This window comes from Citrobacter sp. Cpo069, from assembly GCF_030332785.1.
Taxonomy (GTDB): domain Bacteria; phylum Pseudomonadota; class Gammaproteobacteria; order Enterobacterales; family Enterobacteriaceae; genus Citrobacter; species Citrobacter portucalensis.
Map to the genome: position 1 here is coordinate 38,924 of NZ_JAOWHD010000042.1, position 26,756 is coordinate 65,679.

Consider the following 26,756-nt stretch of genomic DNA (forward strand, 5'->3'; position numbering starts at 1 on the left):
CGGTACACAATTCGCTGAACTTATTCAAAGAACTGACTGATTTTAGCCTTCAGAATATCGATGGCGATGCGGTTTTTACCCCCGCGCGGCACAATGATGTCGGCGTATTGCTTTGAAGGCTCAATAAATTGCAGGAACATTGGACGGACGGTTTTCTGGTATTGCGCCATCACCGAATCCATTGAACGACCACGTTCATTCACATCCCGCTTGATACGGCGCATCAGACAAATATCCAGCGGCGTATCAACAAAAATAGAAAAGTTCATCTCATCGCGCAAACGCGCATCCGTCAGCAGCAAAATGCCTTCCAGGATAATGACTTTCTTCGGTTCGATATGAATAGTGTCTTGCGTACGCGTGTGCTCAACATAGCTATAAACCGGCAGCTCAATGGCAGAGCCGCGTTTCAGCGTTTGCAGATGTTGAAACAGCAGGCTGTGATCCATCGCGTTCGGATGGTCGTAGTTGGTTTTTACGCGTTCTTCCATCGACAGATGGCTTTGATCTTTGTAATAGCTGTCTTCGGGAATAACGCCAATATGTTCGTCACCGACTTGTTCACGCAATTCGCGATAAAGAGTACTGGCAATAAGGCTCTTGCCGGAAGCCGATGCGCCGGCAATGCCGATAATGACGCACTGATGGGACTGATCAGTCATAAATTTAGCGACCTGATTAACCTGGATGTAAGGAAGGGCGGCGCCGAAACGCCAAACGCGGCAATTATAGGGATTTCAGAGGCGCGATGCCACCCCAGGCTGCACCAATGCTGTCCCTGTCGCAAATTAAAATGGTCAGATTTAGAACAGCCGCTATATTTATTCACCTGCCTTAGGAATTAATAGCTTGGGAGTGTTAATTTATGAGCAGCTGGCGTATAAATTGTAAATTGTTTGTACTAGCATAATCCCAGATTAAATGTGATGCGTCCGGCATCTCTGCTGGGCGACAACGGCTATTTGGGTAGAGTGGTAATGAGTAAACAATCCCAACATGTTTTAGTTACCTTACCCCATCCTCTACTGCGCCTGGCCAGTTTAGGTCTGGTGGCTTTCATCTTTACGTTGTTTTCGCTGGAACTATCACGTTACGGCGCACAGCTTGCCCCTCTGTGGTTTCCAACCTCTATCATGATGGTGGCTTTTTACCGTCACGCGGGAAAGATGTGGCCAGGGATCGCGCTGGCTTGCTCATTCGGTAGCATCGGCGCCTCTTTACTTTTTTTCCCCGGACAGTCGCTTAATTTCTCCTATACGGTCATTAACATTATTGAGGCTGTTGTTGGCGCAATGTTATTGCGTAAACTGCTGCCCTGGTACAATCCCTTACAAAATTTGAATGACTGGGCGCGCCTGGCATTTGGTAGCGCGGTTGTTCCGCCACTGTTGGGCGGCATTTTGATGTGGTTGTTGCTGCCGAAGGACACGTCGTTAAATACCTTTCTCATTTGGGTACTGTCAGAATCCATTGGCGCACTGGCGTTGGTGCCGTTAGGTTTACTGTTTAAACCACATTACCTGTTGCGCCATCGCGACCCGCGATTATTGCTTGAGACCCTGATTACCCTGCTGGTGACCTTAACGCTCAGTTGGCTATCCATGATGTACATTCCATGGCCATTTACCTGCGTTATTGTCCTGCTGATGTGGAGCGCTGTCCGTCTGCCGCGTATGGAGGCGTTTTTAATATTCCTCAGCACCGTGATGATGGTTTCGCTGATGCTGGCTGCCGACCCTTCGCTACTTTACACCCCGAAACCGAACATGATGACGGACATCCCCTGGTTGCCGTTTTTGATGATCCTGTTGCCCGCTAATATGATGACCATGGTGATGTACGCGTTTCGAGCCGAACGCAAGCACATTTCAGAAAGCGAGTCACGCTTTCGCAACGCCATGGAATATTCCGCGATTGGCATGGCGTTAGTCGGTACCGAGGGGCAATGGTTACAGGCCAATAAAGCCTTGTGTCAGTTTCTGGGCTATAGCCAGGAGGAGTTACGTTCACTGACCTTCCAGCAATTAACCTGGCCGGAAGATTTGAATAACGACATTGAACAGCTGAACATGCTGGCACGCGGAGAGATTAATAGCTATTCCATGGAAAAACGCTATTACACCCGTTCGGGCGACGTCGTCTGGGCGTTGCTGGCCGTTTCGTTGGTGCGTCATAGCGACAATACCCCACTCTATTTTATCGCGCAGGTTGAGGACATTAACGACCTGAAGCATACCGAGTGGATTAACAAACGGTTGATGGAGCGCATTACCCTCGCCAATGAAGCCGGGGGGATTGGGATTTGGGAATGGGAACTACAGCCTGACGTGATCAGCTGGGATAAACGGATGTTCGATCTCTACGAAGTTCCTGCGCATATCAAGCCCAGTTGGCAAGTCTGGTATGAGTGCGTGGTACCCGAAGATCGTGAGTACGCCGAAAATGTGATTCGTGATTCACTGGCCGCACGGGCTCCGTTTAAGCTTGAGTTTCGTATCGCGGTAAAAGATGGCATACGCCATATCCGTTCGTTGGCCAACCGGGTACTGAATAAAGACGGTGAAGTTGAACGCTTACTTGGTATCAATATGGATATGACCGAAGTCAAGCAGCTTAACGAAGCGCTGTTTCAGGAAAAAGAGCGCCTTCACATTACGCTGGATTCAATCGGCGAAGCGGTGATTTGTATTGATGTCGATATGAACGTGACCTTTATGAATCCGGTTGCTGAGAAAATGAGCGGCTGGCAGCAGGACAGTGCCATCGGCATTCCGCTATTGACGGTACTACATATTACTTTTGGCGAGAACGGTCCGCTGATGGAAAATATCTACAGTGCTGACATGTCGCGTACGGCAATCGAACAGGAAGTGGTCCTGCATTGTCGTAACGGCAACAGTTATGACATTCAGTATAGCATCACGCCCCTCAGCACCCTCGACGGCGGCAGCATTGGCTCGGTGTTGGTTATTCAGGACGTTACCGAGTCGCGGAAGATGCTCCGCCAGCTTAGCTACAGCGCCTCGCATGATGACCTGACGCAGTTGGCAAACCGGGTCAGCTTCGAAAACCATCTAAAACAATTGCTGCATTCGGTACACGACACGCACCAGCGCCATGTGTTGGTTTTTATCGATTTGGATCGTTTTAAAGCAGTGAACGACAGCGCGGGTCATGCCGCAGGCGATGCCCTGCTGCGTGAACTCTCAGCGCTTATGCTCAGCATGTTGCGATCCAGCGATATGCTGGCGCGCCTGGGCGGCGACGAGTTTGGTCTGTTGCTACCGGATTGTAATATCGAAAGCGCTCGCTTTATTTCAGGTCGCGTCATCAGCGCCATTAATGATTACCACTTCATGTGGGAAGGCCGCTTACACCGTATTGGCGCCAGCGCAGGGATTACGCTCATTGATGAGAAAAACCATGTCGCCAGCGACGTAATGTCTCAAGCGGATATTGCCTGTTATGCGGCGAAAAACAGTGGGCGTGGACGCGTCTGCGTTTATGAACCGCAGCAAAGCCAGGGTCATGCCGCGCGTAGTCAACTGACATTGGATGAGCAAAGACACACCATTATGCACAACCCAATGCTGATGATCGCCAGAGGTGTGGCTTCCCCGCGTATACCGGAGACGTTTAGCTTCTGGCTTCTCTCGCTTCGCTTAGGCACCGCTGAGGGTGAAGTCATTGAGGAGCAAGCCTTCCGCGCCGGGCTGGTCGATCCCGCGTTAAGCAAGGCGCTTGACCGTCGGGTATTTAGCGAGTTCTTCCAGAACTCTGCCCAAGCAGTAGCCAGTAAGGGCCTCAGTATTGCCCTGCCCCTTTCCGCCGTCGGCCTGCTCAACACAGAACTTATCGATGAGTTGCTGGAGCACTTGCAACGCAGTCCACTACCGCCGCGATTGCTGCATCTGACCATTCCGGCAAGCGTCTTCAAAACCAACCCAACGCAGGCTATATCCGCCCTGCATCGACTGCGTCAGTACGGTTGTCGAATTGTATTAAGTCAGGTTGGTCGCGATTTAGAGCTCTTTGACAACCTGAAATATCGCATTGTCGATTACCTGTTGCTCGACAGCGAGCTAAGTGCCAGCGCTCCCGGCAACCTGATCGACGAAATGTGGGTGTCCATTATTCAGGGTCATGCCCAGCGCCTGGACATAAAAACTATCGCCGGTCCGGTGCAGTTGCCACTCATCATGGATACGCTTTCTGGCATCGGTGTTGATATGATTTATGGCGATATTATTGCCGATGCCCAACCGCTGGATCTGCTACTGAATACCAGTAATTTCGCCATCAACTGACGGTTGCCAGCCATCCGTATACCAAATATGTAACAGCGCATAGGAGCGCCAGGGTTTCCAGCGCTCTGCATACCGTCGGATCTGGGCCGGTGTCATGCCGGGAAAACGCTGTTTAATCAGATAATCATCCGGCAGAAAAACGTCCTTCGCCTGCCAACCACGTAGCGCGAAATAGTTGGCGGTCCAGCGCCCTATCCCGGGAAACGTTTGTAGCTGCTTAACGCCTTGTTCGATATCGGCAGGGGCTGTTGTCGCGAGCGTTCCTTCAAGGGTTGCATGAGCCAGGTGAATCAACGCTTCAGCGCGTTTGAGCGGCATTCCTAACGCTTTCAGGCGTAGCGGATCGGCTTTGGCAAGCGCTTCCGGCGTAGGAAAACACACATACTCGGGCGCATCCTCCAGCGCTTCCCCGTAAGCGTGCGCCACTTTCGCCGTCAGTTTAGCGGCCATCAATACGCTGACTAACTGCCCTAAAATCGCCCGTACCCCTTGCTCAAACGCATCGACACATCCCGGCAGGCGCAGTCCCGGACGCGCCGCACCGAGGCTACCCAGCGCGGCGATAATTTGCTGCGGGCAACAGCCAAGATCGAACAAGCGCGTTATTTTTGCCAGGCACTCGGAAGCTACCGGCTGTAACCCTGTGCTCAACGTCACGTGTAGCACGTTGGCATGCAGATCCGGGACAACGCGCACCAGACCACGATGCTCCCCTACGGACAGGCTTCTGACATAGCTCAGTTCCTCTACGGTTTCGACACCTTCAACCGCACGGGCGGCAAGAAATCCCAGCATCCAGGGCCAGTCATAAGGTGGTTGCCAGCTCAGCGTGAACATTCAGTTTTCCTTTTTACGCAAACCTACAGCATAAACGGTATTCAATCAGTATGCCTTGCTTTCATATTCCAGTTGTCGGGGCGTCAACTATTCGTTAAAGTCACGCCCCTTCTTCACTGGCATGGGGATTTTTACGGTGTTTATTGGTTTTGACTACGGTACGGCAAACTGTTCAGTGGCCGTTATGCGTGATGGGCAGCCCCACCTGCTCAAAATGGAAAATAACAGCACGCTGCTACCCTCAATGCTGTGCGCACCAACGCGCGAAGCGGTTAGCGAGTGGCTGTATCGCCATCATGACATCCCAACTACGGACGATGAAACGCAGGCGCTGCTTCGCCGTGCGATGCGCTACAACCGCGAAGAAGACATCGACGTTAACGCCAACAGCGTACAGTTCGGTCTGGCATCGCTGGGTCAGTATATTGAAGACCCGGAAGAGGTGTACTTCGTTAAATCGCCAAAATCATTTTTGGGCGCCAGCGGTCTGAAGCCGCAACAGGTTGCGCTGTTTGAAGATCTGGTCTGTGCAATGATGCTGCACATTCGCAACCAGGCGCAAAGCCAGCTGCCGGAAGCAATCACTCAGGCCGTGATTGGTCGGCCCATCAACTTCCAGGGATTAGGTGGCGATGACGCCAACACCCAGGCGCAGGGTATTCTTGAACGTGCGGCCAAACGCGCCGGTTTTCAGGATGTCGTCTTCCAGTACGAGCCGGTAGCGGCGGGACTGGATTACGAAGCGACGCTGCAGGAAGAAAAACGCGTGTTGGTGGTGGATATTGGCGGGGGTACGACCGACTGTTCACTGCTGCTGATGGGGCCGCAATGGCATCAGCGTGCCGATCGCGAAAACAGCCTGCTGGGACACAGTGGCTGCCGCGTAGGCGGGAACGATCTGGATATCGCGCTGGCGTTTAAACACCTGATGCCACTGCTGGGTATGGGCGGTGAGACAGAAAAAGGTATCGCCTTACCGATTCTCCCGTGGTGGAACGCGGTCGCAATCAACGACGTTCCCGCGCAAAGTGATTTCTATAGCAGCGCCAACGGTCGACTGCTCAACGATCTTGTCCGCGACGCGAGAAAAGCCGATAAAGTCGCTCTGCTGCTTAAAGTCTGGCGCGAGCGTCTGAGCTATCGCCTGGTGCGCAGTGCAGAAGAGAGCAAAATCGCACTTTCCGACCAGACTATTGTAACGGCGGCGATACCGTTTATCAGCGACACGCTGGCAACCGATATCAATCAACACGGACTGGAAGCTGCGCTCAATCAGCCCCTGGCGCGTATTCTCGAGCAGGTCCAGCTGGCGCTGGACAACGCACAGGAAAAACCGGACGTGATTTATCTGACTGGCGGCAGCGCGCGTTCGCCGCTGATTAAAAAAGCCCTCGCCCAGCAGCTTCCCGGGATCCCTATCGCGGGTGGCGATGACTTCGGTTCTGTCACCGCCGGACTGGCCCGCTGGGCTGACGTTGTTTTCCGCTAAGCCGCTCGCATGCTGAAAAGTGTGCGTATTGACATCATCCTTGCTGTGGCTTATTTTCAGGAGTGAGGGTTAGGGAAGGTTTCCCCTCCCCCTGGTGTCTTAGTAAGCCGGTAAGCTAATGACTAAGAGTATCACCAGTATGATGACGTACTTCATCATAACCCTTTCCTTATTTTGGCCCCTTCCTCGGGAGGGGCTTTCCCGTTCCAGCGTCCCGCTGAAATCTCTGGCTTTCCTCCTTTTTGCCTTGTCAGCACTCTATCGCACAATTGTATATTCGCTATCTTCACCACCGATTGTTGCGTAACGCCTCGCAAAGCCGCGTCAGCATTCAGACGAATCCCGACAGTGTTTCATAATTCCTCCATTTTTCTCCCTTGTTCACTGGCTAAACTAGTATCATTCCGCGAATCGTTTCAGGATGAGAAACTCATAACAATGAAAGGCAGTAATAAATCCCGCTGGGTGATAGCAATCGTGATCGTCGTGGCCGCCGTCGCCGCCATCTGGTTCTGGCAAAGCCGCAGCGCATCCCAGGGAACCGCACCGGGCGCGACCAAACCCGCGCAGCACGCGGCGGGGTCAGGACGGCGTGGAATGCGCTCCGGACCGTTGGCTCCCGTGCAGGCTGCCACCGCCACCGAGGAAGCCGTGCCACGCTATCTGACAGGGCTGGGGACCGTTACTGCCGCAAATACCGCCACGGTGCGTAGTCGGGTGGATGGTCAACTCATCGCCTTACACTTTGAGGAAGGACAACAGGTAAAAGCCGGCGACCTGCTGGCAGAGATAGATCCCAGCCAGTTCAAAGTTGCTCTGGCTCAGGCGCAGGGACAACTGGCAAAAGATAAAGCCACGCTGGCGAATGCCCGTCGCGACCTTGCCCGCTATCAACAGTTGGTTAAAACCAATCTGGTCTCCCGCCAGGAGCTGGATGCCCAGCAGGCGCTGGTCAACGAGACGTTAGGCACAATCAAAGCGGATGAAGCCAGTGTCGCCAGCGCTCAGTTGCAGCTCGACTGGAGCCGGATAACCGCGCCTGTCGATGGTCGTGTCGGCCTGAAACAGGTCGATGTCGGTAACCAAATTTCCAGCGGCGATACCACCGGAATCGTCGTCATTACGCAAACGCATCCCATCGACCTGATATTTACGTTGCCTGAAAACGACATTGCTACCGTATTGCAGGCACAAAAATCGGGGAGCCAGCTGAAGGTCGAAGCCTGGGACCGAACCAATTCGCAAAAGCTGAGCGAAGGCGTCCTGCTCAGTCTCGACAATCAGATTGATGCCACCACCGGAACAATCAAAGTAAAGGCTCGTTTTAACAATCAGGATGATGCTTTATTCCCTAACCAGTTCGTTAACGCCCGCATGCTGGTCGACACACAACAAAATGCCGTTGTGATCCCAACTGCCGCCCTGCAAATGGGTAACGAAGGCCATTTTGTCTGGGTACTGAATAGCGACAATAAAGTGAGCAAACACCTGGTTAAACCGGGTATTCAGGATAGCCAAAAAGTGGTGATTGCCGCCGGGCTTTCTGCGGGCGATCGGGTCGTGACCGACGGGATTGACCGTCTGACGGAAGGCGCAAAAGTCGAAGTCGTTGAGGCGCACGACGCCTCTGTTTCCGACGAGAAAACAGCGCCACGCGGATACGGCAAAAAAGGAGCTAACTCCTGATGCAGGTGTTACCTCCGGACAACACAGGCGGACCATCGCGCCTGTTTATTCTGCGCCCCGTCGCCACCACGCTGCTGATGGTCGCGATTTTGCTTGCCGGAATTATCGGTTATCGCTTCCTGCCAATCGCCGCCTTACCTGAAGTGGATTACCCCACGATTCAGGTCGTTACGCTCTACCCTGGCGCCAGCCCGGACGTCATGACCTCGGCGGTCACCGCACCGCTTGAACGCCAGTTTGGACAGATGTCTGGCTTAAAACAGATGTCATCACAAAGCTCCGGTGGCGCATCGGTCGTTACGTTACAGTTTCAACTGACGCTCCCGTTGGATGTTGCCGAGCAGGAAGTTCAGGCCGCGATTAACGCCGCCACCAATTTATTACCCAGCGATCTCCCTAACCCTCCGGTCTACAGCAAGGTAAACCCGGCAGATCCGCCGATCATGACTCTGGCGGTCACATCCAGCGCCATGCCGATGACGCAGGTGGAAGATATGGTCGAAACCCGCGTCGCGCAGAAAATCTCTCAGGTCTCCGGCGTGGGTCTGGTAACACTTTCTGGTGGGCAACGTCCGGCGGTCCGCGTGAAGCTTAACGCTCAGGCTATTGCCGCACTCGGTCTGACCAGCGAAACCATCCGTACGGCCATTACCGGTGCCAACGTCAATTCGGCAAAAGGGAGTCTTGATGGTCCAACGCGTGCCGTTACCCTTTCAGCCAACGACCAGATGCAGTCCGCGGATGAATATCGTCAGCTCATTGTTGCCTATAAAAACGGGGCACCGGTTCGTCTGGGCGATGTCGCCACCGTTGAGCAAGGGGCCGAAAACAGCTGGCTGGGCGCATGGGCCAATAAGCAACAAGCTATAGTAATGAATATTCAGCGCCAACCTGGCGCAAACATCATCTCCACGGCAGACAGTATCCGCCAGATGCTGCCGCAGCTCACCGAGAGCCTGCCCAAATCGGTTAAGGTCAGCGTACTTTCCGATCGTACAACCAATATTCGTGCGTCCGTAGCGGATACCCAATTTGAGTTGATGCTGGCGATTGCGCTGGTAGTCATGATTATCTACCTGTTTTTGCGCAATATTCCGGCAACCATTATTCCTGCGGTCGCCGTACCGTTATCGTTAATCGGTACTTTCGCGGTGATGGTATTTCTTGATTTCTCCATCAACAACCTGACCCTCATGGCGCTAACCATTGCGACAGGTTTTGTGGTGGATGACGCTATCGTGGTTATCGAGAATATTTCACGCTATATCGAAAAAGGCGAAAAACCGCTGACTGCTGCCCTGAAGGGCGCGGGCGAGATTGGTTTTACCATCATCTCTCTGACATTTTCACTGATCGCCGTACTGATCCCACTGCTGTTTATGGGTGATATCGTAGGTCGATTATTCCGGGAGTTCGCTGTGACGCTGGCCATAGCGATTCTGATTTCCGCCGTTGTCTCGCTCACTCTTACGCCGATGATGTGCGCGCGTATGCTGAATCAGGCCTCATTGCGTAAGCAAAACCGCTTCTCCCGTGCCTCAGAGAGCATGTTTGATCGCGTTATTGCCGGGTACGGCCACTGGCTGGCGAAAGTGCTCAACCATCCGTGGCTCACGCTGAGCGTTGCGCTCGGCACGCTGGCGCTGAGCGTTATGCTATGGGTCTTTATCCCCAAAGGCTTCTTTCCGATCCAGGATAACGGCATTATCCAGGGCACGCTACAGGCACCGCAGTCCAGCTCATTTGCCAGCATGGCCCAGCGCCAGCGTCAGGTTTCAGATGTCATTCTGAAAGATCCGGCGGTAGAAGGCCTGACCGCTTTTGTCGGTGTGGACGGCACTAATACGGCATTGAACAGCGCGCGCTTACAAATCAACCTTAAGCCGCTGGATGAACGCGACGATCGGGTGCAGAAAGTGATTGCCCGCCTACAGGATGCGGTTGACAGAGTTCCCGGAGTTGACCTTTATCTTCAGCCCACTCAGGATCTGACGATTGATACTCAGGTCAGCCGGACGCAATATCAGTTCACGCTGCAAGCGACATCCCTTGATGCCCTCAGCACCTGGGTTCCACAGCTGATAGCAAAACTAAATCAGCTACCGCAACTGTCCGATGTCAGTAGCGACTGGCAGGACAAAGGGCTGGTAGCATATGTGAACGTCAATCGTGACAGCGCCAGCCGTTTGGGCATCAGCATGTCAGATGTCGACAACGCCCTGTACAACGCCTTCGGCCAGCGACTGATTTCAACCATCTACACCCAGGCAAATCAGTATCGCGTGGTGTTAGAACATGACACCAACAATACGCCAGGGCTTGCGGCACTGGATACAATTCGTCTGACCAGTAGCGACGGCGGCATAGTACCGCTCAGCGCGATCGCCAGTGTTGAACAGCGTTTTGCCCCGCTGTCGATTAACCACCTCGATCAGTTCCCGGTCACCACCATCTCGTTCAACGTGCCAGACGAGTGGTCGCTGGGTGATGCGGTACAGGCCATTCTGGATACCGAAAAAACGCTTAACCTGCCCGCAAATATTACCACCCAGTTCCAGGGCAGCACGCTCGCCTTCCAGGCTGCGCTGGGAAATACCATCTGGTTGATTGTGGCTGCGGTTGTCGCAATGTATATCGTACTGGGCGTGCTGTATGAGAGCTTTATTCACCCAATTACTATTCTCTCCACGCTGCCGACGGCGGGCGTCGGGGCGCTTCTGGCGTTAATGATTGCCGGGAGCGAACTGGACGTCATCGCGATTATCGGCATTATTTTGCTCATCGGTATCGTCAAGAAAAACGCCATCATGATGATCGACTTTGCCCTTGCCGCGGAGCGCGAACAGGGAATGTCACCACGCGATGCCATTTTCCAGGCTTGTCTGCTGCGTTTTCGCCCGATCCTGATGACTACACTGGCGGCACTGCTCGGCGCGTTGCCGCTGATGTTGAGTACCGGCGTGGGCGCAGAGTTACGTCGCCCATTAGGTATTGGCATGGTCGGTGGGCTGCTGGTGAGTCAGGTATTAACCCTGTTTACCACTCCGGTGATTTATCTGCTGTTTGACCGTCTCTCGTTGTACGTGAAAAGCCGCTTCCCGCGTCAGGAAGAGGAAGCGTAAATGAAATTTTTTGCGCTTTTCATTCATCGTTCGGTGGCGACCATTCTCATTTCGGTGGCCATCACCCTGTGCGGCATACTCGGATTTCGTCTGCTGCCGGTCGCTCCGCTACCGCAGGTGGATTTTCCGGTGATCATGGTCAGCGCATCGTTACCCGGTGCCTCACCCGAAACGATGGCGTCCTCGGTCGCAACTCCGCTGGAGCGCTCGCTGGGGCGCATTGCGGGCGTGAACGAAATGACATCAAGCAGTTCACTTGGCAGTACGCGTATTATTCTCGAATTCAAATTCGACCGTGACATCAATGGCGCGGCGCGGGACGTTCAGGCCGCAATTAACGCCGCGCAAAGTCTGCTACCCAGCGGGATGCCGAGCCGACCAACGTATCGCAAAGCCAACCCTTCCGATGCGCCAATCATGATCCTGACGCTAACGTCGGACACGTACTCGCAAGGTGAATTGTACGATTTCGCATCAACACAACTGGCGCAAACCATCGCGCAAATTGACGGTGTGGGCGACGTGGACGTTGGAGGCAGCTCACTGCCTGCGGTGCGTGTAGGGCTCAATCCGCAGGCACTGTTTAACCAGGGCGTGTCGCTGGACGACGTGCGTAGCGCAATTGACAACGCCAATGTGCGTAAGCCGCAGGGCGCTATCGAGAATGATACCCACCGTTGGCAGGTACAAACCAACGATGAGCTGAAAACCGCCGCCGAATACCAGCCGATTATCATCCACTACAATAACGGCGCGGCGGTGCGACTGGGCGACGTTGCGTCTGTAACCGACTCGGTGCAGGACGTACGCAACGCGGGGATGACCAATGCCAAACCGGCCATTCTGTTGATGATCCGCAAGCTACCGGAAGCCAATATCATTCAGACGGTAGACAGCATTCGCGCCAAATTGCCGGAGTTACAAACGCTGGTCCCGGCCGCTATCGATCTGCAAATCGCCCAAGACCGCTCGCCGACTATTCGCGCCTCGCTGGAAGAAGTCGAACAGACGCTGATTATCTCCGTGGCGCTGGTTATCCTGGTGGTCTTTATTTTCCTGCGCTCCGGGCGTGCGACGCTGATCCCCGCGGTAGCAGTTCCGGTCTCGCTGATCGGTACCTTTGCCGCCATGTATCTGTGTGGATTCAGCCTGAACAACCTGTCGTTGATGGCGCTCACCATTGCTACGGGATTTGTCGTCGATGACGCCATCGTGGTGCTGGAAAATATTGCCCGCCACCTGGAAGCAGGAATGAAGCCGCTCCAGGCGGCGTTACAGGGTACGCGCGAAGTGGGATTCACCGTGCTCTCCATGAGTCTGTCGCTGGTGGCGGTGTTCCTGCCACTGCTGTTAATGGGCGGATTGCCTGGGCGCTTGCTGCGTGAGTTTGCTGTCACGCTGTCGGTTGCTATCGGTATCTCGCTGCTGGTGTCGCTGACATTAACGCCAATGATGTGCGGCTGGATGCTCAAATCCAGCACCCCGCGCGAACAGTCTCGCAAGCGGGGTTTTGGTCGTGTGCTAGTGGCGCTGCAACAGAGTTACGGCACCTCGCTTAAATGGGTGCTACGCCATACGCGGCTGGTAGGCGTGGTGTTACTTGGCACCATCGCGCTGAATATCTGGCTTTATATTTCCATCCCCAAAACCTTCTTCCCGGAGCAGGATACGGGTGTATTGATGGGTGGGATCCAGGCCGACCAGAGCATCTCATTTCAGGCCATGCGCGGCAAACTGCAGGACTTTATGAAGATCATCCGCGACGACCCGGCGGTGAATAACGTCACCGGTTTTACCGGTGGTTCGCGGGTCAACAGCGGGATGATGTTTATTACCCTCAAGCCACGTGATGAGCGCCATGAAACCGCTCAGCAGGTGATCGACCGCCTGCGCGTCGCGCTTTCAAAAGAGCCAGGTGCGAATCTGTTTTTAATGGCGGTGCAAGATATTCGCGTTGGTGGACGCCAGGCCAACGCCAGCTATCAATACACATTGCTGTCCGACGATCTCGCGGCGCTGCGTGAGTGGGAACCGAAGATCCGTAAGGCGCTTGCCGCCCTGCCCCAACTGGCAGACGTCAACTCCGATCAGCAGGACAATGGCGCGGAGATGAATCTGATTTACGATCGCGACACCATGTCTCGTCTGGGGATCGACGTGGCAGCCGCCAACAGCCTGTTGAATAATGCTTTCGGACAACGACAGATCTCTACCATCTATCAGCCGATGAACCAGTACAAAGTGGTGATGGAGGTCGATCGACGTTACACCCAGGACATCAGCGCACTGGACAAAATGTTCGTCATCAACAATGACGGTAAAGCGATCCCGTTATCGTACTTTGCTAAATGGCAGCCGGCGAATGCGCCGCTGTCTGTGAATCATCAGGGTTTGTCTGCCGCCTCAACCGTGTCGTTTAACCTGCCGACAGGTTCTTCACTGTCAGAAGCGACAGAGGCCATCAACAGAACCATGACCCAGCTAGGCGTCCCTTCCACGGTTCGCGGTAGCTTTGCCGGTACCGCACAGGTATTTCAGGACACCATGAATTCGCAGGTGATCCTGATTATCGCCGCCATCGCCACGGTTTATATCGTGCTGGGTATGCTGTATGAAAGCTATGTCCATCCGCTGACCATTCTCTCCACGCTACCTTCGGCTGGCGTCGGGGCGTTGTTAGCGCTGGAGCTGTTCAATGCCCCATTCAGCCTAATCGCCCTGATAGGGATCATGCTATTAATTGGCATTGTGAAGAAAAACGCCATCATGATGGTCGATTTTGCGCTGGAAGCGCAGAGAAACGGCAAGCTACAGCCGGAAGAAGCTATTTTCCAGGCCTGCTTGTTGCGCTTTCGCCCAATAATGATGACCACGCTGGCGGCGTTGTTTGGCGCGTTGCCGTTGGTGTTATCCGCAGGCGATGGCTCTGAACTGCGTCAGCCTTTGGGGATAACCATTGTCGGTGGGCTGGTCGTGAGCCAGCTCCTGACGCTGTACACCACGCCCGTGGTCTATCTCTTTTTCGACCGTCTGCGTCTGCGTTTTTCGCGTAAAAACAGCAAACCGGTAGCAGAGTTATGACAGAACTTCCCGACAGCACCCGCTGGCAACTTTGGATTGTGGCATTTGGCTTTTTTATGCAGTCGCTGGATACCACCATCGTTAACACCGCGCTTCCCTCGATGGCGGCAAGCCTCGGGGAAAGCCCGTTACACATGCATATGGTCATTGTGTCATATGTTTTAACTGTTGCCGTGATGCTGCCCGCCAGCGGATGGCTGGCGGACAAAGTTGGCGTGCGTAATATCTTCTTCACCGCCATCATCCTGTTTACGCTTGGCTCGCTTTTTTGCGCCGGGTCCAGCACGCTCAACGAGCTGGTGATGGCGCGCGTCTTACAAGGCGTTGGCGGTGCGATGATGGTGCCGGTCGGCAGGCTAACGGTGATGAAAATCGTCCCGCGTGAGCAATATATGGCGGCAATGACGTTTGTCACTTTACCCGGTCAAATCGGCCCGCTGCTGGGCCCGGCGTTAGGCGGAATTCTGGTTGAATACGCCTCCTGGCACTGGATATTTTTGATTAACATTCCGGTAGGCATTGTCGGCGCGATAGCGACGTTAATGCTGATGCCCAACTACACCATGCAAACCCGACGTTTCGACCTCTCAGGGTTCGCGATGCTGGCGGTCGGCATGGCGGTACTGACGCTGGCGCTCGATGGCAGCAAAGGAACCGGCCTCTCCAGTATCACGCTGGCGGCGTTGGTTATCTGCGGGGTGTTGGCTATTGCGCTGTATCTGAAACACGCCCATCGTAATCCGCGTGCGCTATTCAGCCTGAATCTGTTTCGCACACCAACCTTCTCGCTAGGTCTGTTCGGCAGTTTTGCCGGACGCATCGGCAGCGGCATGTTGCCGTTTATGACACCGGTGTTTTTACAGATTGGCCTCGGTTTTTCACCTTTTCATGCCGGGCTGATGATGATCCCGATGGTGCTGGGCAGTATGGGCATGAAGCGCATTGTGGTGCAGGTCGTTAACCGCTTTGGTTACCGTCGTGTGCTGATTACCACTACGCTTGGCCTTTCGCTGGTCAGTCTGTTGCTAATGACCACGGCACTGCTGGGCTGGTATTACGCCCTGCCCTTCGTGCTGTTTTTACAGGGAATGGTCAACTCAACGCGTTTTTCATCCATGAACACGCTTACGTTAAAAGATCTGCCTGACGATCTGGCCAGCAGCGGTAACAGCCTGCTGTCGATGATCATGCAGCTGTCGATGAGTATTGGTGTGACCATCGCAGGCCTGCTGCTGGGCATGTTCGGCCAACAGCATATCGCCATCGACAGTGGAAGTACGCATACCGTCTTTATGTATACCTGGCTGTGCATCGCCTTCATTATTGCGCTGCCCGCCATTATTTTTGCCCGCGTGCCGAACGACACGCAAACCAACGCGGTGATTTCACGGCGCAAAAGGAGCACCTGATGAAGTTCTGGCGGCCCGGTATCACCGGCAAACTGTTTCTGGCAATTTTCGCCACCTGCATTGTGTTGCTGATCAGCATGCACTGGGCCGTACGCATTAGCTTCGAACGTGGTTTTATTGACTATATCAAGCACGGCAACGAACAGCGGCTGCAAATGCTCAGCGACGCGTTAAGCGAGCAGTACGAGCAGCACGGCAACTGGCGATTCTTACGCAATAACGATCGTTTTGTTTTCCAGATCCTGCGCTCTTTTGAACACGACAACGACGATGATAAACCGGGTCCAGGCATGCCGCCGCACGGCTGGCGTACACAGTTTTGGGTTGTCGACCAAAACGCCCGTGTGCTTGTCGGCCCGCGCGGCCCAGTTCCTCGCGACGGCATGCGCCATCCCATACGCGTTAACGGTAGCGAAGTGGGCGCCGTGATTGCCTCTCCTGTGGAACGCTTAACGCGGAATACGGATATCAATTTCGACATGCAGCAACGACGATCCAGCTGGCTTATCGTTGCGCTCTCCACGATCCTGGCCGCGCTGGCGACGTTTACGCTGGCGCGCAGCCTGCTGGCCCCGGTTAAGCGGTTGGTGGAAGGCACGCACAAACTGGCGGCGGGCGATTTCACCACTCGCGTTACGCCAACCAGTACGGATGAGCTGGGCAAGCTGGCGCAGGACTTCAACCAGCTCGCCAGTACACTGGAAAAAAACCAGCAGATGCGTCGTGACTTTATGGCCGATATTTCTCACGAACTGCGTACGCCGTTGGCGGTGTTGCGCGGTGAACTGGAGGCCATTCAGGATGGTGTCCGCCAGTTTACCCCTGACTCCGTTGCCTCGTTGCAGGCTGAAGTCGGTACGCTCACCAAACTGGTTGACGACCTTCATCAGCTCTCCATGTCAGATGAAGGCGCGCTGGCCTACCAGAAAACATCGCTGGACCTCATCCCCCTATTGGAAGTGGCAAGCGGCGCATTTCGTGAACGCTTCGCCAGCCGTGGATTGACCATACAGCTTTCGCTCCCCGACAGCATGACGGTATTTGGTGACAGGGATCGTCTGATGCAGTTGTTCAACAACCTGCTGGAAAACAGTCTGCGCTACACCGATAGCGGTGGCGGGTTGCATATCAGCGCCGAACAACGCGAACGCATGGTGTTATTAACCTTCGCTGATTCCGCTCCCGGCGTAAGTGACGAGCAGTTACAGAAGCTGTTTGAACGATTTTATCGCACCGAAGGCTCGCGCAACCGCGCCAGCGGAGGTTCCGGGTTGGGGCTGGCGATTTGCGTCAATATCGTACAAGCGCATAATGGTCTAATCCGCGCCGCCCATTCGCCTTTTGGTGGGGTTAGCATTACAGTAGAGTTACCGCTGGAACGCGATTTACAGAGAGATGTATGACTGAGTTACCCATTGATGAAAACACACCGCGTATTCTGATCGTGGAAGATGAGCCTAAGCTGGGGCAACTGCTGATCGACTACCTGCGGGCAGCGAGCTATGCCCCTACGCTGATCAACCACGGCGACCTGGTTCTGCCTTACGTGCGCCAAACGCCGCCCGATCTGATCTTGTTGGATCTGATGCTGCCCGGTACCGACGGTCTGACTCTGTGTCGGGAAATCCGCCGCTTCTCAGAAGTCCCCATCATGATGGTAACCGCTAAAATCGAAGAGATTGATCGCCTGCTGGGGCTGGAGATCGGTGCTGATGATTATATTTGTAAACCTTACAGCCCGCGCGAAGTTGTCGCGCGCGTAAAAACGATCCTGCGCCGCTGCAAACCGCAGCGCGAACTGCAACAAATGGATGCAGACAGCCCGCTTATCGTCGATGAAGGCCGTTTTCAGGCCTCCTGGCGTGGGAAGATGCTCGATTTAACGCCCGCCGAATTCCGCTTACTTAAAACGTTGTCACATGAGCCGGGTAAAGTGTTCTCCCGTGAACAGTTGCTCAATCATCTCTATGACGATTACCGCGTCGTTACCGACCGCACCATCGACAGCCATATTAAGAACCTGCGACGCAAGCTGGAGTCGCTGGATACCGAGCAGTCGTTTATCCGCGCGGTCTATGGCGTGGGGTATCGCTGGGAAGCCGACGCCTGCCGAATTGCTTAAACTCTCCTGCCCTTCAGGGCTCCGCTGCTCCGTGAGCCCTGGTAACTAGCAACTCTCCAAATATCGCTCATACTCTTTCTGACAATACTGTCGTCAATAACTGTTTGATATAAAACTTTTAATCAAGGAGTTCATATGGCTGGTTGGTTTGAATTAAGTAAGAGTAGCGATGATCAGTACCGCTTTGTTCTTAAAGCTGGGAACGGGGAAATAATCCTTACCAGTGAGCTTTACACTACAAAAGGTGCTGCAGAAAAAGGGATCGCATCTGTCCATGCTAACAGCCCTCTGGATGAGCGTTATGAGAAAAAAACAGCGTCTAATGGCAAATTACATTTCAACCTGAAAGCTGCAAACCACCAGATTATTGGTAGCAGTCAACTGTATGCGAATGAACAGTCACGCGAGACCGGTATTGCTTCAGTTAAGACCAATGGTGTCAGTCAGACGATAAAAGATAAGACCTGATAATTATTTGCTCAGCCGGGTAACGCAACGCTGTCGCCCGGCGTTTTTCTTTACCTGACTTCCTCGCAGCGCTACAATGCCCGCCCTTAATATGGGGGCACTCCCCTAATCGCCTCATTGAGTGAGGCGAGTCTGACCTGTCATCAGAACGAGAAAATTATGTTTAAACCGGAACTCCTTTCCCCGGCGGGAACGCTGAAAAACATGCGTTACGCTTTCGCCTATGGCGCTGACGCTGTGTATGCGGGCCAACCGCGTTACTCACTGCGCGTACGCAACAACGAATTCAACCACGAAAACCTGCAGCTCGGCATTAATGAAGCCCATGAACTGGGTAAAAAATTCTATGTGGTGGTTAACATTGCCCCACACAATGCCAAGCTGAAGACCTTCATTCGTGATCTGAAACCGGTGGTGGAAATGGGGCCGGATGCACTGATCATGTCAGACCCTGGTCTGATTATGCTGGTGCGCGAAAACTTCCCTGACATGGACATTCACCTTTCAGTACAGGCTAACGCCGTAAACTGGGCGACGGTGAAATTCTGGAAGCAGATGGGACTGACCCGCGTGATCCTCTCCCGCGAGCTGTCGCTGGAAGAAATCGAAGAGATCCGCACCCAGGTTCCGGATATGGAGCTTGAGATCTTCGTTCACGGCGCGCTGTGTATGGCCTACTCCGGCCGTTGCCTGCTCTCTGGCTACATCAACAAGCGTGACCCTAACCAGGGTACCTGCACCAATGCCTGTCGCTGGGAATACAACGTGCAGGAAGGCAAAGAAGACGTGGTGGGCAATATCGTGCATAAGTACGAGCCTATTCCGGTACAAAACGTTGAGCCTACGCTGGGTATTGGCGCACCGACAGACAAAGTCTTTATGATTGAAGAAGCCCAGCGTCCGGGTGAGTATATGACCGCGTTCGAAGACGAACATGGCACTTACATCATGAACTCGAAGGATTTGCGTGCCATTGCCCACGTTGAACGCCTGACGCAGATGGGCGTGCATTCCCTGAAGATCGAAGGCCGCACCAAGTCATACTATTACTGTGCACGTACCGCGCAGGTCTATCGTAAAGCCATTGATGATGCCGCAGCCGGTAAACCGTTCGACCCGCAACTGCTGGAAACGCTGGAAGGTCTGGCGCATCGTGGTTACACCGAAGGGTTCCTGCGCCGTCATACCCATGACGACTATCAGAACTACGAATACGGCTTCTCTGTTTCCGAGCGTCAGCAGTTTGTCGGCGAATTTACCGGCGAACGTAAAGGTGAACTGGCCGCCGTACTGGTGAAAAACAAATTCACCGTCGGCGACAGCCTGGAGCTGATGACCCCACAGGGCAACATTAACTTTACCCTCGAACAGATGGAAAACGCGAAAGGTGAAGCCATGCCGGTTGCGCCGGGCGACGGTTACACCGTGTGGATGCCAGTACCAGAGGATATCGATCTGAATTATGCATTGTTGATGCGTAATTTTACCGGTGAGTCCACGCGCAACCCGCATACTAAGTAGTTAATTACGGTTATTTTTCAGCGTTCGGAAGATTCTTAGAAATCGATCACATACCGTTTCGTTCATTAAGGGTATTATCCCCTCCGCTGAAAAACATAACCCATAAATGCTAGCTGTACCAGGAACCACCTCCTTAGCCTGCGTAATCTCCCTTACGCAGGCTTATTTTTTGCCTGCCGTTTAAACTCCCTGAATATCCCAATTCAAATCACTTTTATCAGGCGAAAAAAAACCGGGCATTGCGCCCGGCTGATTAGGTGATTAAAGATTAATGTGCTGCTTCTGGCTTGTGCTTTTGTGCACTCTGGAAACCATAGGTCAGCTCATTTTTCTCTTTATCCAGCGCAACGGTCACCTGGCCACCATCCACCAGCGAACCGAACAGCAGTTCGTTAGCCAATGGTTTTTTCAGGTTATCCTGGACCACACGCGTCATTGGACGTGCGCCCATTGCGCGGTCATAGCCTTTCTCTGCCAGCCAGTCACGTGCTTCCTGACTCACTTCCAGAGAGACACCTTTCTGATCCAGCTGAACCTGAAGCTCGACGATAAACTTATCAACAACCTGATGAATCACCTCGGTAGAGAGATGATCGAACCAGATAATGTTGTCGAGACGGTTACGGAATTCCGGCGTAAACACTTTTTTGATTTCGCCCATTGCATCAGTACTGTTGTCCTGATGAATCAACCCAATCGATTTACGCTCAGTTTCACGTACACCGGCGTTGGTGGTCATGACCAGCACCACGTTGCGGAAATCCGCTTTACGCCCGTTATTGTCGGTCAGCGTGCCGTTATCCATCACTTGCAGCAGCAGGTTAAAGACATCCGGGTGCGCTTTTTCGATTTCATCCAGCAGCAGCACCGCATGCGGATGCTTAATAACAGCATCGGTCAGCAAACCGCCCTGGTCGAAACCGACATACCCCGGAGGCGCACCAATCAGGCGGCTGACGGTGTGGCGTTCCATATATTCGGACATATCAAAACGCAGCAGTTCAATGCCGAGTGCTTTGGACAACTGCACCGTGACTTCGGTCTTACCGACGCCAGTTGGTCCGGCAAAGAGGAACGAACCGACCGGTTTATGTTCGTGTCCCAGACCGGCACGGCTCATTTTGATCGCTTCAGTCAGCGCCTCAATGGCTTTATCCTGTCCGAATACCAGCATTTTCAGACGGTTGCCCAGGTTTTTCAGCGTGTCGCGATCGCTCTGCGAAACGCTCTTCTCCGGGATCCGCGCAATGCGGGCCACAACGGACTCGATATCCGCCACGTTGACGGTTTTCTTGCGCTTGCTGACCGGCATCAGACGTGCACGCGCGCCCGCCTCATCAATCACGTCAATCGCTTTATCCGGCAGATGACGATCGTTAATATATTTCACCGCCAGTTCGACCGCTGCACGCACCGCTTTGGCGGTATAGCGGACGTCATGGTGCGCTTCGTATTTCGGCTTCAGACCGTTGATTATCTGCACGGTCTCTTCTACCGATGGCTCAGTGACATCGATTTTCTGGAAACGACGCGCTAACGCACGATCTTTTTCAAAGATATTGCTGAATTCCTGATAGGTTGTGGACCCTATCACACGGATCTTACCGCTGGAGAGCAGCGGCTTGATCAGGTTAGCCGCATCCACCTGGCCGCCCGATGCCGCACCCGCACCGATAATGGTGTGGATCTCATCGATAAACAGAATGCTGTTAGTATCCTGTTCCAGCTGTTTCAGCAGCGCCTTAAAGCGTTTCTCAAAATCACCGCGATATTTGGTGCCAGCCAACAGCGAGCCGATATCCAGGGAGTAAAGGGTGCAATCAGCCATGATTTCAGGCACATCACCCTGGACGATACGCCAGGCGAGCCCTTCAGCAATGGCGGTTTTACCGACACCAGACTCTCCCACCAGCAGCGGGTTGTTTTTTCTGCGACGGCACAGTACCTGAATGGCGCGCTCCAGCTCTTTGTCCCGGCCAATGAGCGGATCAATTCCGCCCACTCGGGCAAGCTGGTTAAGGTTAGTCGTGAAGTTTTCCATACGGTCCTCCCCGCCAGCTTGCTCTTCGTTATTTGGCTGATTCCCAGAGTCAGAAGACTGACTGGGTTCGTCTTTGCGCGTGCCATGAGAAATAAAATTCACCACATCAAGGCGGCTCACTTCATGCTTACGCAGCAGATAAGCCGCCTGAGATTCCTGCTCGCTGAAGATAGCGACCAGCACATTTGCGCCGGTAACTTCATTGCGCCCGGAGGACTGAACATGAAAGACCGCGCGTTGCAGTACACGCTGAAAACTCAACGTTGGCTGCGTGTCGCGTTCTTCCTCACTGGCAGGCAATACAGGTGTGGTCTGTTCAATGAAGGCTTCGAGTTCCTGACGGAGCGCCACCAGATCCACAGAACACGCTTCCAGCGCTTCGCGGGCCGATGGGTTACTGAGCAACGCCAGTAACAAGTGCTCGACGGTCATAAACTCATGTCGGTGCTCGCGCGCTCTGGCGAAAGCCATGTTTAAACTGAGTTCCAGTTCTTGATTGAGCATAGGCACCTCCCCCAATGTTTATGCCTGCATTCAGGCTTTTTCCAGCGTACACAGCAACGGATGCTCGTTCTCCCTCGCATATTTGTTCACCATCGCTACTTTGGTTTCAGCCACTTCGGCAGTGAACACACCGCAGATAGCTTTGCCTTGATAGTGAACTGCAAGCATCAGTTGCGTTGCACGTTCTACATCATAAGAAAAGAATTTTTGTAACACGTCAATAACAAACTCCATCGGAGTGTAATCATCATTGACTAATATCACTTTATACATAGATGGCGGTTTTAGCGCGTCGCGCAATTTGTCTTCCGCCAGCAGATCGAAATCCAGCCAGTCGTTCGTCTTACCCATTGTCAGTCGTCATCTTCAGTTACGGTTTCCGGCAGAAAATCTTGCCGCTGACAAGCAGCCTATGCGCACAATCAATCTACCTCAAGTATTAGATAACTATCATCTATTAGTGCCATCCGCGACATCTGTCACATAACCGACAATAGCGTTAACTGCTTCAAATTTTGATGCATTTTTACCCTATTCCGTCTGCATGGCGCTTGACGCCCCGCCTGATTTCTCTAAATTGTAGTCTCGAGAGTTGGCGAGGTTTTGAACAGCCCCCACTCCGCCACCGGTTCATTCCATCTTACTTATATAAGATTTACGAAGGATGTCGAAGTATGGAAACGGGTACTGTTAAGTGGTTCAACAACGCCAAAGGGTTTGGTTTCATTTGCCCCGAAGGCGGCGGCGAAGATATTTTCGCCCATTACTCCACCATTCAGATGGATGGTTACAGAACGCTAAAAGCCGGACAGTCTGTCCAGTTTGATGTCCACCAGGGGCCAAAAGGCAATCATGCCAGTGTCATCGTGCCTGTCATTGAAGCAGAAGCTGTCGCATAGCTCTTCTGTCTCATTGTGTACATCCCGCAGTCAAAATGCCAGCCCTTGCGGCTGGCATTTTTATCTCTGTGGCATTATTCCCGCGCCAGAGCATCTACCGGATCCAGACGTGCCGCATTCCGCGCCGGTAGCCAGCCAAACAACACCCCGGTTGCAGTCGAACACAGGAACGCCGTCAACAGCGCGACGGGTGAGAATCCAATTTCCCAGCCCGGCAGAAATAGCTGTAGCGTAAAAGCGATCAGCATCGACAGGCTAATGCCCAACGCGCCGCCAACCAGACACACTAACACCGCTTCAATTAAGAACTGTTGCAGCACGTCACTGGCGCGAGCACCAACCGCCATACGAATGCCAATCTCACGCGTTCGTTCGGTTACTGAAACCAGCATAATATTCATCACGCCAATCCCACCGACCACCAGCGAAATCACCGCCACCAGCGTCAGGAAGAGTTGTAATGTACGTGTGGTCTTTTCGGCGGTTTTCAAGATGCCGTCCATATTCCAGGTGAAGAAATCCTTCTTACCGTGGCGCAACGTCAACAGTCGGGTCAGTTGCTGTTCGGCCTGGGCACTGTCAAAACCATCCTTCACCCGCACGGTGATCGAGTTCAGCCACGACTGTCCCATGATTCGCCCGGACATAGTGCTATAAGGCAGCCAGACACGCAGGATCTTGCTACTGCCAAACATCGACTGTTTCTCTTCTGCAACACCAATCACCGTGGCAGGCATATTCCCCACCAGCACGACTTCGCCAACAACTTTCGCTTTATTGGGGAACAACTGACGACGGGTATTACTGTCGAGCACCACCACCTGAGCGCGCCCCGCCAGTTGCTCGGCGTTAAAGGTGGTCCCTTCGCTAAATGTCATACCATAGACGTTGAAATAGTCGCCGCTCACGCCATTAGCACTGGCAGCAACGTCGATATTGCCATAGCGTAACCGCAGGTTCTTCGACACCGCAGGCGTTACTGAACTGACCCAGGGCTGCTTCTGTAGCGCCGTCAAATCATCATACTTCAGCGCCTGTTGATATTGCGGATCGTCGTCGCCGAAGTCTTTGCCTGGATAGATATCAATGGTGTTAGTACCAATAGCGCGAATATCTGCCAGTACCAGCTGTTTAGCCGCATCGCCAACCACCACGATCGACACCACCGAAGCAATACCGATGATGATCCCAAGCATGGTCAGTAGCGTACGCATCTTATTCGCGGCCATTGCCAGCCAGGCCATGGTAAGCGCTTCACGAAAAGCGCTGACAAACTGGCTCCAGCCGGATGCCGTTTTCACCGTTGGCTCCGCGATATCGCGTCCGCCAGAGGGTTTCTGTGGCGGTGGATTGCGCACAATCTCGCCGTCACGAATTTCAATGACCCGTTCGGCCTGCGCGGCGACCTGGCTGTCGTGAGTAACGATAATTACCGTATGCCCGCGATCGCGCAGCTGATGCAAAATCGCCATCACCTCTTCGCCGGAATGGCTATCCAGTGCGCCGGTGGGTTCGTCGGCAAGAATAACCTGCCCCCCGTTCATCAGCGCACGCGCGATACTGACCCGCTGCTGCTGACCACCGGAAAGCTGGGAAGGTTGATAGTCAACCCGGTCACCCAGCCCCAGCCGCTGGAGTAATTCCTGCGCACGCGCCAGGCGCTGCTTACGTTCAGTGCCCGCATAGACCGCCGGTACCTCAACGTTTTGTGCGGCGGTTAAATGCGACAGCAGGTGATAGCGCTGGAAGATAAAACCGAAATGCTCACGACGCAGCTGCGCTAGCGCATCGCTATCCAGCGTAGAGACATCGCGTCCGGCAACCCGATACGTACCGCTGGTTGGCTTATCCAGACAGCCGAGAATGTTCATCAGCGTCGATTTACCCGAACCCGACGCCCCGACAATCGCCACCATTTCCCCGGCCTGAATGCTCAAGGATACGTCCTTCAACACCTCAACCTGGCCTTCGCCTGACGGATAGCTGCGGCGGATATGGCTCAGTTCAAGCAATGCCGTCATTTTGCAGCTCCAGCGTTGCCCTCACCGGTAATGACTTCATCCCCCTCTTCCAGCCCTTTCACGATCTCCACATCGGTGTCATTACGCGCGCCGATAACCACTTCACGTTCGCGGGTTTCGCCGTTACGCAGCAGCCTGACGTTATAACGATTGTTGCCGATAGGATCGCCCAGCGCCGACAGCGGGATCGTCAGGACATTTTTGACATCAGTGAGCTGGATATGGACCTGCGCGGTCATATCCAGACGCAGGATCCCTTTCGGGTTGGGAACTTCGAAGCGGGCATAGTAGAAAATCGCATCATTCACTTTCTCTGGCGTCGGAAGAACATCTTTGAGCTTACCTTCGTAGCGCGTCTGCGGATCGCCCAGCACGGTAAACCAGGCCTTTTGCCCAGGATGCAGGTGAATTACATCAGCCTCAGAAACCTGCGCTTTCACCAGCATGGTGCTCATATCGGCCAGGGTCAGAATGTTAGGTGCCTGCTGGGCGGCAATAACGGTTTGCCCCTGCAGGGTAGTAATTTGTGTTACTTCGCCAGCCATTGGCGCAACGATGCGGGTGTAATCAAGGTTGGTTTTTGCCGTATCGAGAGAGGCCTGATTACGCTTAATTTGCGCGTCAATTGTGCCAATTTGCGCCTGTTTGACCGCCATTTCGGTGGCCGCCGTGTCGAGATCCTGCTGTGAAACGGCCTGAGTTTTCGCCAGCTGTTGTTGGCGGGAGAGAGTGACCCGCGCCAGCTTCCACTCAGCTTCGGCTTGTAAACGCTGGGCGCGCAATTCCATCAGCGTCGCTTCAACCTCTTTGATTTGGTTTTGCGCCTGTTCAGGATCGATAACACCGAGCAACTGATCTTTTTTCACTTTATCGCCAATCGCAACCGACAGCGTTTTTAACTGCCCGCTGACCTGCGCCCCGACGTCAACTTTACGCAGCGCATCCAGCTTACCGGTCGCCAGCACGCTTTGTTGCAGATCGCCAGGACGAACAATTAATGTTTGATACTGAGGTAAAGGTGCATTAAGCGTTCGCCAAAGTGCAATTACCGCCACAATAAGGATGACGGCGAACAGAAAATAGCGTTTTTTGATTTTTCCCTTGAGCTTCATAAATGTCCCAATTCCCCCAATACGCCCACCAGAGTGGAGTGCTAAACATCAACGTTAAATAAATCGCCGTTGAAAAGCGCAAGAATAACAGAGTTATTGATGAATGGTTAAGATCCGCTGTGCTGAAATTAGTACAA

18 protein-coding genes are annotated in these 26,756 nt (G+C 53.6%); 11 read left to right on the top strand and 7 right to left on the bottom strand.

Annotation, left to right across the window (positions count from 1 at the left end; translation table 11 throughout):
• Positions 1–20 precede the first annotated feature (20 nt).
• Positions 21–662, bottom strand: coding sequence for a uridine kinase (udk, locus tag OGY08_RS04745; protein ID WP_003036776.1), 642 nt, complete (start codon positions 660–662; stop codon positions 21–23).
• A gap of 315 nt (positions 663–977) precedes the next feature.
• On the opposite strand from udk, the gene OGY08_RS04750 reads away from it, so the two are divergent.
• Positions 978–4,307 carry a diguanylate cyclase gene (locus OGY08_RS04750; RefSeq protein ID WP_219013480.1) on the top strand — a complete coding sequence of 1,110 codons (3,330 nt, stop codon included), beginning with the start codon at positions 978–980 and terminating at the stop codon, positions 4,305–4,307.
• Here OGY08_RS04750 and alkA read toward each other — a convergent pair.
• Positions 4,275–5,144 carry a DNA-3-methyladenine glycosylase 2 gene (gene alkA / locus OGY08_RS04755; protein ID WP_125362656.1) on the bottom strand — a complete coding sequence of 290 codons (870 nt, stop codon included), beginning with the start codon at positions 5,142–5,144 and terminating at the stop codon, positions 4,275–4,277. The genes OGY08_RS04750 and alkA overlap by 33 nt on opposite strands.
• Before the next feature lie 136 nt (positions 5,145–5,280).
• Here alkA and yegD point away from each other — a divergent pair, with 136 nt between their 5' ends.
• On the top strand, positions 5,281–6,633 hold the full coding sequence (gene yegD, locus OGY08_RS04760) for a molecular chaperone (RefSeq protein WP_125362657.1): 1,353 nt from the start codon (positions 5,281–5,283) through the stop codon (positions 6,631–6,633).
• A gap of 99 nt (positions 6,634–6,732) precedes the next feature.
• Here the strand turns inward: yegD and OGY08_RS04765 are convergent, their stop codons facing one another.
• Positions 6,733–6,792: a type I toxin-antitoxin system Ibs family toxin gene (locus tag OGY08_RS04765; RefSeq protein ID WP_106672390.1), complete on the bottom strand. Its 60-nt coding sequence runs from the start codon at positions 6,790–6,792 to the stop codon at positions 6,733–6,735.
• 279 nt (positions 6,793–7,071) lie between these two features.
• Between OGY08_RS04765 and OGY08_RS04770 the strand changes: the two genes are divergently transcribed.
• From OGY08_RS04770 to trhP, 8 genes are all read left to right on the top strand, one after another.
• A complete protein-coding gene (locus OGY08_RS04770; RefSeq protein ID WP_125362658.1) occupies positions 7,072–8,319 on the top strand; it encodes an MdtA/MuxA family multidrug efflux RND transporter periplasmic adaptor subunit in 1,248 nt (415 codons plus the stop codon).
• Positions 8,319–11,441 carry an MdtB/MuxB family multidrug efflux RND transporter permease subunit gene (locus tag OGY08_RS04775; protein WP_286565780.1) on the top strand — a complete coding sequence of 1,041 codons (3,123 nt, stop codon included), beginning with the start codon at positions 8,319–8,321 and terminating at the stop codon, positions 11,439–11,441. The genes OGY08_RS04770 and OGY08_RS04775 overlap by 1 nt, the downstream gene beginning before the upstream one ends.
• Entirely contained in the window at positions 11,442–14,522 is a 3,081-nt protein-coding gene (gene mdtC / locus OGY08_RS04780; protein ID WP_125362660.1) for a multidrug efflux RND transporter permease subunit MdtC, read from the top strand. It abuts the gene before it with no gap.
• On the top strand, positions 14,519–15,931 hold the full coding sequence (locus OGY08_RS04785; protein ID WP_003834276.1) for an MFS transporter: 1,413 nt from the start codon (positions 14,519–14,521) through the stop codon (positions 15,929–15,931). Before mdtC ends, OGY08_RS04785 begins: the two co-directional genes overlap by 4 nt.
• On the top strand, positions 15,931–17,334 hold the full coding sequence (gene baeS, locus OGY08_RS04790; RefSeq protein WP_003834277.1) for an envelope stress sensor histidine kinase BaeS: 1,404 nt from the start codon (positions 15,931–15,933) through the stop codon (positions 17,332–17,334). Before OGY08_RS04785 ends, baeS begins: the two co-directional genes overlap by 1 nt.
• Complete coding sequence (baeR, locus tag OGY08_RS04795) at positions 17,331–18,053, top strand: envelope stress response regulator BaeR (RefSeq protein ID WP_008785214.1); 723 nt, start codon at positions 17,331–17,333, stop codon at positions 18,051–18,053. The genes baeS and baeR overlap by 4 nt, the downstream gene beginning before the upstream one ends.
• A 135-nt stretch (positions 18,054–18,188) precedes the next feature.
• Entirely contained in the window at positions 18,189–18,521 is a 333-nt protein-coding gene (locus OGY08_RS04800) for a YegP family protein (protein ID WP_008785215.1), read from the top strand.
• Positions 18,522–18,680: 159 nt separating this feature from the next.
• On the top strand, positions 18,681–20,042 hold the full coding sequence (gene trhP, locus OGY08_RS04805) for a prephenate-dependent tRNA uridine(34) hydroxylase TrhP (RefSeq protein WP_032943948.1): 1,362 nt from the start codon (positions 18,681–18,683) through the stop codon (positions 20,040–20,042).
• A gap of 268 nt (positions 20,043–20,310) precedes the next feature.
• On the opposite strand, the gene clpA is transcribed toward trhP, so the two are convergent.
• Both clpA and clpS read right to left on the bottom strand, forming a co-directional pair.
• Entirely contained in the window at positions 20,311–22,587 is a 2,277-nt protein-coding gene (clpA, locus tag OGY08_RS04810; protein ID WP_003036804.1) for an ATP-dependent Clp protease ATP-binding subunit ClpA, read from the bottom strand.
• A gap of 30 nt (positions 22,588–22,617) precedes the next feature.
• The gene (gene clpS, locus OGY08_RS04815) at positions 22,618–22,938 is read right to left on the bottom strand and encodes an ATP-dependent Clp protease adapter ClpS (protein ID WP_003036810.1); all 321 of its coding nucleotides are present in this window, start codon (positions 22,936–22,938) and stop codon (positions 22,618–22,620) included.
• 323 nt (positions 22,939–23,261) lie between these two features.
• Here clpS and cspD point away from each other — a divergent pair, with 323 nt between their 5' ends.
• The gene (gene cspD, locus OGY08_RS04820; RefSeq protein WP_003036813.1) at positions 23,262–23,486 is read left to right on the top strand and encodes a cold shock-like protein CspD; all 225 of its coding nucleotides are present in this window, start codon (positions 23,262–23,264) and stop codon (positions 23,484–23,486) included.
• A gap of 74 nt (positions 23,487–23,560) precedes the next feature.
• Here the strand turns inward: cspD and macB are convergent, their stop codons facing one another.
• Together macB and macA are read right to left on the bottom strand one after the other, a co-directional pair.
• Positions 23,561–25,507, bottom strand: a complete 1,947-nt coding sequence (gene macB / locus OGY08_RS04825) for a macrolide ABC transporter ATP-binding protein/permease MacB (RefSeq protein ID WP_125362661.1) — start codon at positions 25,505–25,507, stop codon at positions 23,561–23,563.
• On the bottom strand, positions 25,504–26,619 hold the full coding sequence (gene macA, locus OGY08_RS04830; RefSeq protein ID WP_008785219.1) for a macrolide transporter subunit MacA: 1,116 nt from the start codon (positions 26,617–26,619) through the stop codon (positions 25,504–25,506). Before macA ends, macB begins: the two co-directional genes overlap by 4 nt.
• Positions 26,620–26,756: the final 137 nt, after the last annotated feature.